The 14,937-nt window shown below is 67.8% G+C and carries 11 protein-coding genes; 7 read left to right on the forward strand and 4 right to left on the reverse strand.

What is annotated here, in order from left to right:
• Positions 1-33 precede the first annotated feature (33 nt).
• The 5 genes from BI49514_RS06565 to BI49514_RS06585 all read left to right on the forward strand — a co-directional run bounded on the left by BI49514_RS06565 (position 34) and on the right by BI49514_RS06585 (position 7,757).
• A complete protein-coding gene (locus BI49514_RS06565; RefSeq protein WP_338063766.1) occupies positions 34-1,449 on the forward strand; it encodes a transketolase-like TK C-terminal-containing protein in 1,416 nt (471 codons plus the stop codon).
• A 353-nt stretch (positions 1,450-1,802) separates the two neighbouring features.
• Positions 1,803-3,197, forward strand: coding sequence for an NAD-dependent succinate-semialdehyde dehydrogenase (locus BI49514_RS06570; protein WP_101545348.1), 1,395 nt, complete (start codon positions 1,803-1,805; stop codon positions 3,195-3,197).
• A gap of 353 nt (positions 3,198-3,550) precedes the next feature.
• Positions 3,551-5,191 (forward strand): class I adenylate-forming enzyme family protein, encoded by a 1,641-nt coding sequence (locus tag BI49514_RS06575; RefSeq protein WP_101545350.1) that lies wholly within the window; start codon positions 3,551-3,553, stop codon positions 5,189-5,191.
• A 35-nt stretch (positions 5,192-5,226) separates the two neighbouring features.
• The gene (locus tag BI49514_RS06580) at positions 5,227-6,555 is read left to right on the forward strand and encodes a beta-ketoacyl-[acyl-carrier-protein] synthase family protein (RefSeq protein ID WP_167443996.1); all 1,329 of its coding nucleotides are present in this window, start codon (positions 5,227-5,229) and stop codon (positions 6,553-6,555) included.
• Positions 6,552-7,757, forward strand: a complete 1,206-nt coding sequence (locus BI49514_RS06585; protein WP_101545354.1) for an acyl-CoA dehydrogenase family protein — start codon at positions 6,552-6,554, stop codon at positions 7,755-7,757. The genes BI49514_RS06580 and BI49514_RS06585 overlap by 4 nt, the downstream gene beginning before the upstream one ends.
• A gap of 110 nt (positions 7,758-7,867) precedes the next feature.
• On the opposite strand, the gene BI49514_RS06590 is transcribed toward BI49514_RS06585, so the two are convergent.
• The 4 genes from BI49514_RS06590 to BI49514_RS06605 form a co-directional block, all read right to left on the reverse strand.
• Positions 7,868-9,298: a dihydrolipoamide acetyltransferase family protein gene (locus BI49514_RS06590; protein ID WP_101545356.1), complete on the reverse strand. Its 1,431-nt coding sequence runs from the start codon at positions 9,296-9,298 to the stop codon at positions 7,868-7,870.
• Entirely contained in the window at positions 9,298-10,353 is a 1,056-nt protein-coding gene (locus tag BI49514_RS06595; RefSeq protein WP_101545358.1) for an alpha-ketoacid dehydrogenase subunit beta, read from the reverse strand. Before BI49514_RS06595 ends, BI49514_RS06590 begins: the two co-directional genes overlap by 1 nt.
• Positions 10,350-11,456 carry a pyruvate dehydrogenase (acetyl-transferring) E1 component subunit alpha gene (pdhA, locus tag BI49514_RS06600; protein ID WP_101545359.1) on the reverse strand — a complete coding sequence of 369 codons (1,107 nt, stop codon included), beginning with the start codon at positions 11,454-11,456 and terminating at the stop codon, positions 10,350-10,352. The genes BI49514_RS06595 and pdhA overlap by 4 nt, the downstream gene beginning before the upstream one ends.
• Positions 11,457-11,611: 155 nt before the next feature.
• Positions 11,612-12,115 (reverse strand): YqeB family protein, encoded by a 504-nt coding sequence (locus BI49514_RS06605; RefSeq protein WP_101545361.1) that lies wholly within the window; start codon positions 12,113-12,115, stop codon positions 11,612-11,614.
• Positions 12,116-12,213: 98 nt separating this feature from the next.
• Here BI49514_RS06605 and BI49514_RS06610 point away from each other — a divergent pair, with 98 nt between their 5' ends.
• On the forward strand, positions 12,214-12,795 hold the full coding sequence (locus BI49514_RS06610) for a TetR/AcrR family transcriptional regulator (protein ID WP_244195292.1): 582 nt from the start codon (positions 12,214-12,216) through the stop codon (positions 12,793-12,795).
• 191 nt (positions 12,796-12,986) lie between these two features.
• Positions 12,987-14,918 (forward strand): siderophore-interacting protein, encoded by a 1,932-nt coding sequence (locus tag BI49514_RS06615; RefSeq protein WP_101545362.1) that lies wholly within the window; start codon positions 12,987-12,989, stop codon positions 14,916-14,918.
• The last annotated feature ends 19 nt before the right edge of the window (positions 14,919-14,937 follow it).

The following is a 14,937-nucleotide window of genomic DNA, read 5'->3' on the forward strand; positions in this document are numbered from 1 at the left end:
CGTGACCTGGGCGGACATGACCTCGGCCAGCTCGTGTCGACGTTCGACGCGATCGACGACGACCGGCCGACGGTGGTCTTCGCCTACACGATCAAGGGCAAGGGGCTGGCCACGGAGGGCCATCCCGGCAACCATGCCGCGCAGCTGACCGAAGCGCAGATGCGCGAACTCGCTGCCGCCTCGGGGATGGACCTCGAAGACCCGTGGGTCACCTTCGCTCCGGACACCCCGGCTGGCCGATTCTGTGCCGAAACCGCGCAGCGGCTGCGGCGGGAACCGGTGACCGACCACGCTGTGGCCGAGGTGCCTGCCGAACTGGGCTTCACCCCGCGACCGCAGATCTCCACCCAGGCGGCGCTGGGGCGGTTCCTCTCCGACCTCAAGCACGTCGCCCCCGAGGTGGCCCAGCGCGTTGTGACCCTGTCGCCGGACGTCGCGACGTCGACGAACCTCGGCGGATGGATCAACAAGACTGGGATCTGGTCGCCGGCGGGCCGGCATGACTGGTTCTCCGATGATCGGGAACGAGTGCTCCGGTGGCAGGAGGGCACGAGCGGACAGCACATCGAACTCGGCATCGCCGAGGTCAATCTCGTCTCCCTGGCCGGGGAACTCGGGTCGACCGGACAGCGGTGGGGACAGCCGCTGCTGCCGATCGCCACGATCTATGATCCCTTCATCAACCGGGCCCTGGAACCCTGGACCTTCAGCCTCTACGCGGGTGGGAGTTCGATCATGGTCGGCACGCCCTCGGGTGTGTCGCTCGCGCCGGAAGGCGGGGCGCACCAGTCGTTCAACACGCCCTCGGTGACTCTGGAGATCCCGGGTCTGACGAGCTGGGAGCCGGCCTCCGCCCAGGACCTCGAGTGGACCCTGCTCGAAGCGCTGCGCGAACTCGCCGACCCGGACGGCGACTCCGCCTACTTCCGGCTGACGACCAGGCCCGTGGCCCAGGAGCTCGCAGGTGTGCCCGAGGATCCGCTGCTGCGGGAACGCCGCCGTGACCAAGTCATCGCCGGCGGCTACCGGCTTTCGGCCAGACCGGCCGCCGAGGATGAGGTCACCCTCGTCGGTGCAGGGGCCATCATGACCGAAGTGATCGCGGCGGCGGCCCGACTGGAATCCCTGGGTGTGCGGGCCGGAATCGTCTGCCTCAGCTCCCCGTCGAAGGTGTTCCGGTCGGTGCAGGAGCGGTCGGAGGTCCGTTCGAGTGTCCGCTCGGCCATCGCCGACGAACTGTTCCCGGCCGCGCATCCCGCGCCCCTGGTGACCGTCCTCGACGGACACCCGCACACGCTGGCCTTCCTGTCCGGAGTGCGCGGGGATCGCACCCGCAACCTCGGCGTCACGGAATTCGGTCAGGCCTCCTCGGTGAGTCAGGCACATGCGCTCCACGGAATCGACACGGACTCGATCGTCTCTGCGGCGCTCGACCTCGTGGGGCGGTGAGGTCTGCTGCGCCGGTGAGGCTTGCCGCGGGTGGGCGACCGGGTCCGGCGCCTCGTACCGGAGCCGATCCCCACACCGAGGCGGCTGATCCGTGAGCGTGCCGAGGCGACTGTTCGATCCAAGCCGAGGACGGTTCGGATTTCGTCGTGGTTGATTCGGAATCCGCATCGCCTCGGCGTGGAGGTCGGGGGCGATACGGGACTGAGGATTCCCCCAGGTTCCGGTACTTGTTGCGCGGGTCACGTGTTGATAGCGTGTGAGACAGGCATACGCAATCCGTCGATTCCGACGGCGAACAGGTATGCGATTGCTTAAACGGCGCCAACAGGTGCCCGAAGTCGAAGGAGTCTGGAATGAGCAACGTAGGCAGTGCTGCAGGCGGTTACCGTGTCGAGAACCCGGCCACGGGCGAGGTCGTCGAGAAGTTCGACAATGCCACCGACGAAGAGGTCCAACAGGTCCTCGAATCCGCACACAAGGGCTACCTGAGCTGGCGCGAGAAGACGATCGAAGAACGCGCCGCGATCGTCAACAAGGTCGCCGCTCTCTTCGGCGAGCGCAAGGAAGAGCTCGCCAAGATCATCGCCGAGGAGATGGGCAAGCCCACCGCCGAAGGTGAGGAGGAGGCCGAGTTCTGCGAAGAGATCTTCAACTACTATGCGAACAACGGACCGAAGTTCGCCGCCGATGAGCCAATCGAATCGATGTCGGGCGGCAAGGCCTTCATCCAGCGTCGCCCCGTCGGCCCGCTGCTGGGTATCATGCCCTGGAACTTCCCCTACTACCAGGTCGCCCGCTTCGCCGCACCGAACCTCGTGCTCGGCAACACGATCATCCTCAAGCACGCGGAGATCTGCCCCCGCTCCTCGGCGAAGATCGCCGAGATCATGAAGGAAGCCGGCATCCCCGAAGGCGTGTACTCCAACATCTACGCCACCCATGAGCAGATCGAGACGATCATCGCCGACGACCGCGTCGAAGGTGTGTCCCTGACCGGTTCCGAGCGCGCCGGGTCCGCCGTGGCCGCGACCGCGGGCAAGTACCTGAAGAAGGCCGTGCTCGAGCTCGGCGGATCCGACCCCTACATCGTCCTCGACACCGATGACATGAACGAGGCCGTCGATACCGCGTGGGGCACCCGCCTGTACAACACCGGCCAGGTCTGCAATGCGAACAAGCGGATGATCGTCATGGACGACATCTACGACGACTTCGTGTCCGGGCTGACCGAGCGTGCCCAGTCCTGGGAGAAGGGCACCCCCGCCGAGGCGGGCGACGGCAAATACTCGCCCCTGTCCTCGCGTTCGGCCGCCGAGAACCTGCGCAAGCAGCTCGACCGCGCCGTCGAGCAGGGTGCGACCCTCGTCGGCGGCGAGCTCGCCAGCGACGGTTCGGCCTATGTCTCGCCGGCCGTGCTCACCGGAGTCACCTCGGAGATGGACGCCTACCGCGAGGAGCTCTTCGGACCCGTGGCCACCGTCTACAAGGTCACCAGCGATGACGAGGCACTGGCTCTGGCCAATGACTCGCGCTTCGGCCTCGGCGGCGCCGTGTTCGCCAAGGATTCCGAGCGTGCCGCGAAGCTCGCGCAGCGCCTCGACGTCGGCATGTCGAACGTCAACACCCCGGCCGGTGAGGGCGCGGAGATCCCGTTCGGCGGCACCAAGCGCTCGGGCTTCGGCCGCGAGCTCGGCCCCTACGGCATGGACGAGTTCGTCAACAAGCGCATGTACTACGTGGCTGACTGACTGAGTGGGGCTTGAGCCTCGTCCGTCGTCGATAAACGGGCTGAGCGTCGAGAAACGTGTGTGCACATGCGTTTTTCTCGGCACCCAGCCCGTTTTTCGCTGTGCTGGACCTCGGCTAGCCGATTCCAGTGTGCTGGGGTGCTCCCTGCGGGTGGATCCACCTCGAGTTCTGAGTGGATTTCGCGATGGATCCACCCGCAGGAGGCACGTCGGCGGAGGACAACCCTGACCCACGGGCCGATCGAGCCGCTCCTATACTGAGGATCTGTGCCCGGGGCAGGCTGACGCCGGCTGAGGAATGGGCACGTGCTGGCCCGGGGCGGACCGGGGAGTCGAATTCGAGGAGGACGGAATTGCCCATCACGTCGAGGATCCTCGAGGTCGCGGACACCGATCCGGACCAGTTGGCCATCGTCGGAGGCCCCTCTGGCAGCTCCGCCCCCGGTGAGAGCGCCGACCCTGCTGAAGGCGCACGAGCCCCACGTTCCCTCACGTATGCGCAGCTCGTCCGGGATTCGGCCACGATGTTCGCCGCCGTCGACGCCCTCCACCGTGCCCAGACCGACCCGCCGAATCCTGCTCCCGAAACCCACGGCATCCCGATCACGGCAGTGAGCCTCACCTCGGCGTTCGAGACCTCCCGCATCATCGCGGGCCTCGCCGGCTTCCGCGCGGTCTCGGCCACGATCGATCCCCGCTGGCCGCTCGACCATCAGGTCGGAGTCATCACGACCACCGGAATCGGTCTCGTCATCTCCGACTCGACCCCACTCGCCGAGGCGCTCGCCGCCGCCGGATGGACCGGAACCGTCATCACCGCGACCGACTTCCGCGGCCGCGAAACCGCCATCGACCCCAGCGACACCTCATCGCCGACCGTCCGTGCGGCGTCCGAACCGTTCCTCATGCTCTTCTCCTCCGGCACGACGAGCAATCCGAAGGCGTTCATCAAGACCCGCCAGCAGTACCGCGACAACGTGGCTGTGTCCTCGGCCCACCTTGAACCCTTCGCCGGGGTGGCCACCCTGGCGCCTGGCCCCGTGTCTTACAGCCTCACCCTCTATGCCGTCATCGAAAGCCTCGCCACCGGCGGCAGCGTCCACGTCGCCGACGACTTCGACCCGTTCACCATGGGGTCGCGCGTCACTGACGAAGCCATCACCCGCGTCGTCGCTGTGCCCGCCGTGGTCAAGGCCCTCGCCCAGGCTGCCCGCAGAACACCTGAGAACTTCCACGGTCTCGATCTCGTCGTCACCGGAGGAGCGAACCTTCCTGCTTCCATCCGTTCGGCACTCGCCGACATCCTCCCTGGCGCCCGGCTGATCAGCTATTACGGTGCCGCCGAGATCGGATTCATCGGCGACAGCCGCGATGGCGACGGCACCTGGATCTCGATCTACGACACCATCGGCGTCGAGGTCCGTGACGAATCCGGTGCCCGGCTGCCGGACGGAGAGATCGGCACGGTCTGGATCAGGGCCGCCGCCTGCTCGGACGGCTATGTCACCGGCACCACCGACGCTCAGCTGCGACGCCCCGACGGCTGGGCCACTGTCGGTGACCAGGGACGGATCGAAAACGGACTCCTCCAACTCGCCGGACGGGCCGGTGACATCGCGATCACCGGCGGGCACAAGGTGTCCCTGCCCGAGGTCGAACGCGCCTTCGAGGAATACGACCGCGCGGATCCGCGGTCGGGGCCGGGCCGCCTCGGCGAGGTCTGCGCGATCGCGCTGCCCGACGACGGTCTCGGCAGCATCGTCGCCCTCGTCATCGAACCAGGCGCCCAGGGTTCGGGGAGCCATGCCGGGGATGGCGACCCGACTGCGCCCGACAAAGCAGCACTGCTCGACCGCGCCCGGGCGGAACTGGCCCCGCAGTTCGTGCCTCGACGGTTCTACTTACTCGACCGGCTGCCGCGGACTGTCGGTGGGAAGATTCGACGCCACGAAACCGTTGACCTGGTCATGAGCGGAAAGGCACAACGGCTGTGAACGCATCCCGGAGCAATCGGCACTGGACAGATGGCGTGCGCGACGTCGTCATCACCGGACTCGGAGCCATCACCCCAAGCGGTCAGGACCCCGAAACCCTTTGGCGATCTGTCCGCAGCGGCACCAGCGCCATCGACGTCCTCGCAGGTGAGCAGTTCGACGACCTCGCCGTGCGAATCGGCGGGCAGATCAAGGACTTCGACGCCGAGGCGGTTCTGCCCCGGGCGCTCGCCCGCCGACTCAGCCCCGTCCAGCACTGGGCCATCGCCGCCGCCGACCAGGCGCTCGACCACGCGGGAGTCCCCGCCCCGGCCGAGGAGCTGCCGTGGGACCGCGACCGTGTGGCCGTCATCGCCGCCACCGGTTCCGGGCCCGTCGACGCCATGCAGGAGGCCACCCGTGCCCTCGATGCGGACGGCCCCAGGTCCGTTCCGCTGACCCTGTCCATCCACGGGGCGCCGGACTCCGCGGCCGCGCTCATCAGCCAGCGCTTCGACCTGCGCGGACCTGGACAGGGAGTCTCGGCGACGTGCGCCTCCGGGGCGATCGGCCTCGGCGAGGCGATGCGCCGCATCCGCCACGGCTACGCCGACGCCGTGCTCGTCGTCGGCATGGAGGACTGCCTCGGTCCGGTCAATCTCGCCTCGAACGCGAACATGCGCGCGCTCGCCGCCGGATACGAGGACGATCCGGCCGCTGCCAGCCGTCCCTTCGACCGGACCCGCAACGGCTTCGTCATGAGCCAAGGTGCGGCCGCGATCCTCCTCGAATCCGCCGACTCCGCGACCTCACGTGGGACGACGCCGTTGGCCGAGCTCGCCGGATTCGGCGCCGCCAGCGATGCCCACCACCCGACGAACCCGCATCCGCAGGGACGGGGAGCCGCCTCGGCGGTGGTCCAGGCTGTGAGCGATGCTGGGCTGGAACCCGGCGATATCGACCACATCAACGCCCACGCCACGGGCACACCGGCCGGCGACCGAGCCGAACTCGCAGCCTTGGACTCCGCCCTGGGGGAGGTCGGACGGACGATTCCGATCTCGGCGACGAAATCGACGACGGGGCACCTCCTCGGCGCATCGGGGGTCGTCGAGGCGATCATCGCGATCATGTCGATGCGTGATCAGACGCTGCCCCCGACGCTCAACCTCGACGACAACGAATTCCCCGACTGGGACATCGTCGCGGGTCACCCCCGTGAGATGGGTGGTGAACCGAACCTCGCCGAGGCGGCCGTCGACACTGTGCTGTCCACGTCGTTCGGCTTCGGCGGGCACAACGGCGCGATCATCCTGCGCCGCACCGCGCAGACCGCGACACCCTCAGCAGAAGCGACCGACCCCTCGACGAAGGAGAGACGATGACCGACCGTGAGACACGTGTGAGCGAGCTCGCCGCGCGATACCTGCCTGCTGATGTGCTCGAACGATTCCGCGAGCGAGCCGACGTCTATGACCGGGAGAACCGATTCTTCGACGAGGATCTCGCCGAACTGGGGGACCTCGGCTATCTCACCCTCTTCGTGCCCGAAACCCACGGCGGACCCGGGCTGAGCCTGTTCGAGGTCACCCGACTCCAGCAGAGGCTGGCAGCGGCGGCGCCCGGAACGGCTCTGGCAATCAACATGCACCTCATGACCACCGGAGTGGTCAAGGCGCTGGCCGACCGCGGTGACGACTCGTTGAACTGGGTGTTCGACGAGGTCATGGCCGGTGAGATCTTCGCCTTCGGCATCTCGGAACCGTCGAACGACTGGGTTCTGCAGGGATCGAACACCGAGGCGGTGCCTACGGCCGACGGCGGATACGAACTGAGCGGAGTGAAGATCTTCACCTCGCTGTCACCCGTGTGGACCAGGCTCATCGTCCACGGTGCCGTGGCCTCCGACGATGACGGGATCGCCGGTCCCGATGCGGACGAGCCCGCCGAGGGGCGGCTCGTCTACGGCTTCATCGAACGCGATGCACCCGGGATCACGGTCTCCGACGAATGGGATGTGCTGGGAATGCGGGCCTCGCAGTCGCGGGCGACGATCCTCGACCACGTGCCGATGAAACCCGCACGGGTCTCACGCGTCATCCCCGCCGGCAAGCACCCCGATCTGCTCACCTTTGCGATCACGAGCAACTTCCAGCTGCTCATCGCCGCCGTCTATGCCGGAGTCGCGGCACGGGCGCTCGAGCTGGGTGCCGCCGGACTGCACAAGCGGAAGTCCGCGAAGGCCGGCGTCACCTTCGCCGAGGTGCCCGAGGCCCGGACGCGCCTGGCCGATGCCCACCTCGACTTCATGCCCGTGACGGCGATGATCGACGCCTACGCTCGGGACTTCGACGACCTCATCGACCACGGCGCCGGCTGGCCGCTGCGTCTGGTGGGGGCGAGGATCAAATCCGCAGAGGCGGCCCGCCGCAGCGCCGAGACCGCGCTGATGTGCACGAGCGGAAGCGGGTTCGGCAACAAGCACGAACTCTCCCGCCTCTTCCGCGATGCCACGGCCGGGCTCTTCCACCCGCCGAGCGCGGATGCGGCCCGTCCGATGTACGCGGCCGCGCTGCTCGACGGGTAGGGAGTTCGGTCCGCCGCTCGTTCAAGGCGAAGCGCACTTGTCGAAAGGTGTACCCCACGAAAAGTGCGCTGACGCTTGAACGACACCGAGGCGACCCTCGCCGGATGGCCTCAGAGCTCGGGCAGCAGTGAGATCGGGTTCTCGATGCAGTCGGCGACGAAGGTGAGGAACTCGCTCGGCTCCTGACCGTCGCACGCCCGGTGGTCGAAGACGAACGACAGGTACATCACCTTGCGCACCGTCAGCTCGCCGTCGACGACCCACGGGCGGTCCTTGATCCGGCCGAGACCGAGCATCGCCACCTCGGGGAGGTTGATGATCGGGGCCGAACCGTCGACACCGAACACCCCGTAGTTGTTCAGGGTGAACGTGCCGCCGGTCAGCTCGGACGGATCGAACTTCCCCGAGGCGGCCTTCCCGACGGTTCCGGACACGGAGTCGCGCAGCTGCCGCAGGCTCAGCTCGCCGGCCCCGTGGACGACGGGGACCATGAGCCCGCGCGGAGTCTGCGCGGCCAGGCCGAGGTTGATGTCACCGTGGGTGACGATCTCACCGGCAGCCGTATCGATCGACGAGTTGATGATCGGGTACTTCTTCAGACCGGCCACGACGAAGCGGGCGACGAGCGAGAGCAGCGAATACTTCTCACCCGTGCGGGCCTCGAGCGCCTTCTTCGTCGCCAGCAGCTCGGTGGCGTCGACGTCGAGCCAGATTGTGGCCTCGGGGATCTCCTGCCGCGACTTCGTCAGGCGTTCGGACACGACCTTGCGCAGTCCCGTGATCGGGGTGCGGGTATCGCGGTCGCTCTGGTCGGAGCTCGCAGCAGGCGAAGATGCCTTCGCCGGTGACGTCCCCGCGGGGACGTGGGCAGCGGCACCTGCCCCGGACTCGATCGCGGCCATGACATCAGCCCTGGTCACGACCCCGCCGGGGCCCGTGCCGGGCAGGCTCTTGGCACTGATGCCGTGATCCTTTGCGAGCTTGCGCACCAGTGGCGAGGACACGGGGGAGACACGGTCGTTCGCAGTCGTCGATGAGTTGCTGGGGGAAGCCGGGGTTTCGGCCGGCGGCTGCGACGGGGCATCCGGGATGACGGTCGGAACAGCGGGCGCCGCCGCGTGCTTGCCGCCGAACGAGCGCTTCTTCGCCGAACGGGTCTTCGGCTCCGAAGTGCCGTAGCCGATGAGGTTCGCGCCGCTGGAGTTCTCCGTCGACGAGCCGGATTGGCTCACGCTCGCAGGCGTCCCGCCGTCACCCTCGTCACCCGCACCCATCTCGACCCCCGCCTCGGCGACGGTGAGCAGGGCCTGGCCTGCGCTGACGGTGTCCCCGGCGTTTGCGTGAAGGCTGACGACCTGCCCGGCGTACGGGCAGGGGAGCTCGACGACGGACTTCGCGGACTCGACCTCGACGACCATCTGATCGACGTGGACCTCGTCTCCGATCTCGACCTTCCACGAGATCAGCTCCGCCTCGGTGAGGCCTTCGCCGAGGTCGGGAAGGATGAACTCGCGCGTACCCGTATTCACATCAGCACTCATCACAGCTCCCAATCCCAGGACTCGAGCGCATCGAGCACGCGTTCGACGGTGGGCAAGTAGAACTCCTCGAGCTTCGGCGACGGATACGGCACATCGAACCCAGTGACCCGCAGGATCGGGGCCGACAGGTAAGTAAAGTTGCGTTCGGTGAGGCGGGCGGCCACCTCGGCGCCGTATCCGCCGAACTGCGCGGCTTCGTGGATGATCGCCGCGCGCGAGGTCTTGCGCACCGAGGCGGACACGGTCTCATCGTCGAACGGTGAGAGCGTGCGCAGGTCGATGACCTCGATGGACAGTCCGTGATCGGCTCCCGCTTCGGCGGAATCGAGCGCCGTCCGCACGGTCGGACCATAGGCGAGCAGCGTGACGTCGGTGCCCTCGCGGACGACCTGCGCCCGATTCATCGGTGCCATCGACACCGGCAGGGACAGCGTCTCCTTCATCCAGTACCGCGACTTCGGCTCCATGAACACGACCGGATCATCGGAGGCGATCGATTCGCGCAGCAGCGAATACGCGTCGGCTGGATTCGACGGCGTGACGACGGTCAGACCCGGTGTCGACGTCCAATAGGCCTCGGACGAATCCGAGTGGTGCTCGACTCCGCCGATGTCGCCGGCATAGGGAATCCGGATCGTGATCGGCAGGCTGACCCGGCCTTTCGTCCGATTCCTCATCTTCGCCACATGGGACACGATCTGCTCGAACGCAGGGTAGGCGTAGGCGTCGAACTGCATCTCGACCACGGGCCGCATCCCGTTCATCGCCATGCCGATCGCGGTGCCGATGATGCCCGACTCCGCGAGCGGCGAATCCCATACTCGGTTCGACCCGAATTCGGCCCGCAGACCTTCCGTGACCCGGAAAACCCCGCCGAGGCGGCCGACATCCTCACCGAAGATGAGCACAGTGTCGTCGTCGGCCAGGGAGTCCCGCAGGGCTTGGTTGAGTGCCTTCGTCATCGTCACCGATGACGGGGTGGGTGCTGTCGCCGAGGCGGCTGTGGTCGTTTCGCCGTTCACCACGGTCGGATCGGTGCCCGTTTCGACGCTCATGCGTGACCCGCCGCTGCGAGTTCGGCTTCGAGGACCTGCTGCTGCTCGGCCAGGGCAGTGCGCGGGGTCGCGTAGACGTGTGCGAAGAGTTCGCGCGGGTCGATTTCGGCCTCGGTGTTCATCGCATCGCGAACGGACGCGGCCAGGGTCTCGGCCGCCTCGGCGATCTCCTCGACGCCGGCATCGTCGAGGGCACCGGTCTGTCGCAGGTACTTCTCGAGACGGTCGATGGGATCGAACTGCTTCCAGTGCTCGACCTCCTCGGTGTCACGGTACTTCGTCGGATCGTCGGAGTTCGTGTGCGACTCCATCCGGTAGGTGAGGCACTCGATGAGGGTCGGACCATCTCCGTTCCGACCGCGCGCCAGCGCCGCGGAGACGGCGGCGAATACGGCGGCGACGTCATTGCCGTCGACGCGCAGGCCCGGCATTCCGTAGCCGGCGGCCCGGTCGGCGAGCATCGTCGCATTCGTCTGCTCCCGCAGGGGAGTGGAGATCGCGTACTGGTTGTTCTGCAGGACGAAGACCGTCGGGGTCTGCCATACGGAGGCGAAGTTGAACGCCTCGTGGGTATCGCCTTCACTGCTGGCGCCGTCGCCGAGGAAGGTCAGAGTCGCGGCGTCCTCGCCCTTGAGCTTCGCGGCCATCGCGAAGCCCGTGGCATGCAGGGTCTGCGTCGCCAGCGGTGTCGCCGCAGGTGAGGTGTGATATTCGTGCGGATCGAAACCGCAGTGCCAGTCCCCACGGAAGGCGGCGAGGATCTCGGCGACGGGCACCCCGCGGGTCAGCAGCGCTGCCGAGTCACGGTAGGTGGGGAAGAGCCAGTCGTTCGGGGCCAGCGCAGTGGTGGCCCCCACCTCGGCGGCTTCCTGACCTGCTGCGGAGGGGTAGGTCGCGAGCCGACCCTGCCGGGTCAGGTGCGTGACCTGTGCTTCGAACCGGCGGACGAGGACCATCTGCCGGTAGAGACCGGTGAGGGTGGCATCGCTGGGGATCCGCAGCCCTTCGGTCGGAGTGTCGGTGAGCCGGCCATCTGCGCCGATGAAGCTGATCGGCTGCAGCTGGGGCAGTGAGCGGCCTGTGGTGGGAACGTCGATGGTCATGGCCCCATGGTGACGTGAGGCAGATCACGATTCCATGGGTTCGAGACAGGTGCGGACGGGTGGCCAAACGTGCCGTCAAGTGCGGACGAACAGGCCGGTTCCGGCAGGTCCGGTGGACGTTTGGCCGGGCTGTGGGGCGGTGTCCTCGACCGGTCTCAGATCTCGCCCCAACGGTATCCGCGGGAGGTGAAAGCCTCGGCGACGGCGTCCTTCCTGCCCTCGACAGCGCCCCGGTAGGCCTGATGGCCGCCCTCGGTGAGGATCGTGAGCTTGCCGTCGGCGAAGTACGCGGTGGAGAAGGAGGCGCGGGAGATGCGCAGCGGGTGGTCGTTCTCGTCTCCGATGACGATCTCGTCGTCGGAGACGAGGACCGGGGTGTTCGAACCGGCGATGACGGCGGCGGCGATGAGTCCGAGCACGGCGCCGATGATCGGTCGGATGGCGACCACCCAGGGCTGGTCGAACCGGCTGAGCTTCTCGATCGGATCGCCGAAGGGGATGGGGAACCGCGCGGCCAGCGAGCCCAGCGTGGGCAGGAGGAATCCGAGGGCGACGCCGATGCTCACGCACACGAAGCCGATGACGATGATGTCCGTGCGGCCGAGCTTGAAGACGGCGGGGCCCGAGGGGGTGACCGGGCTGCTGTTGTCCGTGCTCATTGCGATCCTCACTCTGCGAAGCTGGGATACAATCGTACCAAACTGGTACATGAGTGTTCCACTGATTGTGTTTTCGCTGATGAAGGGATGGTTCGCACGTGACCGAAGGTGCCGGAATGCGGAGGCTGGGGCGGGAGGGCCTGCTGAAGGAATCGCTGTCGGCCCTGGCGGAGAACTCGCAGGCCTCGATGCTCGAGATCGCGAGCGCGATCGGCGTCGGGCGGACGACGCTCTATCGGCATTTCGGGGATCGGGAGGCTCTCGTCGCCGAGGTGGCCCGCCTCGGCGCGCGCATGTTCGGTCGGGCCGTCCTGGACGCCCGCCCGGAGGCGGGAACCGGCCTCGAGGCGGTCGAGCGGATGTGCGAGCGGCTGTTCGCCCTCCCCGAGGTCCTGACGCTGATGTTCGCCGACGATCCGATCGTCACCGATGACGCCTTCGCCGAGGCGGCCCCCGACGGCAGCGATGACGACGTCCTCGAGTGGGTCATCGCCCGAGGTCAGGCCGATGGTTCGATCACGGAGGAGGTTCCGGTGACCTGGGCTGCGATGTACGTCTTCCTCACCATCGGATCGGGTCACCTCTTCGGCCTCTCGGAGGACTCGGCTGAGCCCGAGAGGCGCCGACGCGCACTCGAGCTGACGATCCGCGCGGTGCGGAAGACGCTCGCCGCCGACTGAGGCCGCGGGTGCGGATTGGGTCGAGGTGGACCGGATCGCTTGCACCCTCCCGAATCTCAGGTTAGGCTCACCTATGGGATATAGGGAACACCGATCTTGCTTAAGGCAGTTGACACACCTGCTTGAAGTTGTCGGCCTGCTTCTCTGTTTCTCGCTGTTTCATACGTCAAGAGACCCTCGGAGCTGACAATATGCCGCGGACTTCCAGGCCCCTGCAGGTGCTGCCGATCATCCTGCGAGAGGTGGAAGTCACCGGCATCGCGGACATCACCCCGAACATGCGACGCCTGACACTGGCAGGCGATCAGTTGAACGCCGGTGAGGTCGACGGGATGCCACGGCCTGCGTTCCGCTCCGAGGGTTTCGACGATCACGTGAAACTCGTCATCCCGCCGCCCGACGGCACAGCCCTCGATATCGGTGAGCAGCAGGAGTTCCGCTTCCAATGGAACCGGGAGGCGCTCAACCGCGCCCGCGACTACACCGTTCGCAGCGTCGATGCCGAATCGCGCTCCTTCACCGTCGACGTCGTCCGCCACGAGACCGGCCTCGCCTCGGACTGGGCCTTCGGTGTCGCGATCGGCGATCGCATCAGCTTCGCCGGGCCGAAGACCTGCGCGGGTCTGGCCGAAGGCATCGACTTCCACCTCCTCGTCGCCGACGAGACCGCCCTGCCGGCCGTCGGGCGGTGGCTCGAGGAAGCGCCGGCGGGCACCCGCGGCCACATCATCGTCGAGGTCCCCACCTCCGATGACATCCAGGACATCCCCACCGAGGCCGACGTCGAGATCGACTGGCTCGTCCGCGGCTCCATCGCCCCGGGCGAGTCGGGGCTGATGTACGAGGCCGTGAGGAGCCTCAGCCTGCCGGCCGGCCGCACCTTCGCCTGGTGCGCGGGCGAGACGCTGACCATCGCGCCCATCCGCCGCTGCCTGCGCCGGGACCTCGGCCTGCCCAAGGAGGACGTCGAGGTCGTCGGCTACTGGCGGAAGATGCCGACCACTCCCGCCGAGACCCGTGCGGCCGAGGGCTCCGCCGGTGCGGACTCACCGGTCGAGGGCTCCGTCGCCGCATCCCCGCCCTCGGACGCCGCCGGTCCCGCGTCCGAGGATTCTGCCGCTCCCGCCGCGACCGCTGCCGCCGCGGGCGCGAGTGAGGACCGGCCCGAACCGGAGGGCACTCTCGACGTCCTCCACCAGGTCCATGAGATGACCGAACTGCTGCCCCCGATCATCACCCGGACCGCCGTGACGCTCGGCATCAACGACCTCGTCGCCGGTGGGGTGTCCACCGCCGAGGCGATCGCCGCCGAACTCGGCATCGCAGCCGATCGCGCCCAAGCGGTGCTGACGGCCATGTGCTCCCTCGGGCTCCTCACCCGGGAGGAGCAGGACTACCGCAACACCCCCACGGGAGCGGTGCTCACCGGCGAAGGCGCCGCCGACGGGCTCGATCTGAGCAGCCCGGCACTGCTCGACCTCTTCTCGCTCGTCGACCTCATCGACGTCCTCAAGGGCGGATTCGCCGCCCGCACCTCACGAGCCTCGACGGCGGAGGCCGACACCTGGCATGACCAGCGCGCCGCGGACGCCGAGCTCGACACCGCCCACCGCGGACGCAGCCTCGACCACCTCCAGTACGTCCTCGACCCCATTCTCGACCTCGAACCCGTGACCACGGCCGCGAGCCTCGCCCTGGCCGGCGACGTCGACGCCGAGGCGGCCGCCGCCCTGACGCGACGAGCCCCGGATTCGGGGCGGACGATCCACACCCCGGCAGCGCAGGCCCTGGCCGGCGGCGAGGACTGGCCGAGCGTCGACTGCACGCTCGTGATCGCCGGACTGACCGGACGCTCCCGAGACGCTATCGGTTCGCTGCTGGATCGCATGCTCGCCGCGAGTCGGACCCTGGTCATCGTCGAGCCCTTCACCGACGACGCCGAGGCCGATGACCATCAGGCCGAAGAGCTCATCACGACCCTGGCCACCACCGGCAACCCGACGCTGACCAGCGGTGAGCTCACCGCGACTCTGCGCGGACTCGGGGCCGCCGAGGTCGAGGTGAGAGACATCGGGTGGGGCTTCGGCCGCTTCCGCTCGGCCGTCATCGCCACCAGCTCCTGACCCCCTCGAACACCCCTCG

The organism is Brevibacterium iodinum ATCC 49514, assembly GCF_900169265.1.
GTDB classification, from domain to species: Bacteria; Actinomycetota; Actinomycetes; order Actinomycetales; family Brevibacteriaceae; genus Brevibacterium; species Brevibacterium iodinum.

What these genes read in the sequence shown, in the direction of transcription:
- BI49514_RS06570 (WP_101545348.1), top strand. Translation starts at nt 1,803, where the DNA reads ATGAGCAACGTAGGCAGTGCTGCAGGCGGTTACCGTGTCGAGAACCCG.
- pdhA (WP_101545359.1), bottom strand. Translation starts at nt 11,456, where the DNA reads ATGACCATCGACGTTCCCACCACAGGCCGCTCACTGCCCCAGCTGCAG.
- BI49514_RS06590 (WP_101545356.1), bottom strand. Translation starts at nt 9,298, where the DNA reads ATGAGTGCTGATGTGAATACGGGTACGCGCGAGTTCATCCTTCCCGAC.
- BI49514_RS06615 (WP_101545362.1), top strand. Translation starts at nt 12,987, where the DNA reads ATGCCGCGGACTTCCAGGCCCCTGCAGGTGCTGCCGATCATCCTGCGA.
- BI49514_RS06585 (WP_101545354.1), top strand. Translation starts at nt 6,552, where the DNA reads ATGACCGACCGTGAGACACGTGTGAGCGAGCTCGCCGCGCGATACCTG.
- BI49514_RS06595 (WP_101545358.1), bottom strand. Translation starts at nt 10,353, where the DNA reads ATGAGCGTCGAAACGGGCACCGATCCGACCGTGGTGAACGGCGAAACG.
- BI49514_RS06605 (WP_101545361.1), bottom strand. Translation starts at nt 12,115, where the DNA reads ATGAGCACGGACAACAGCAGCCCGGTCACCCCCTCGGGCCCCGCCGTC.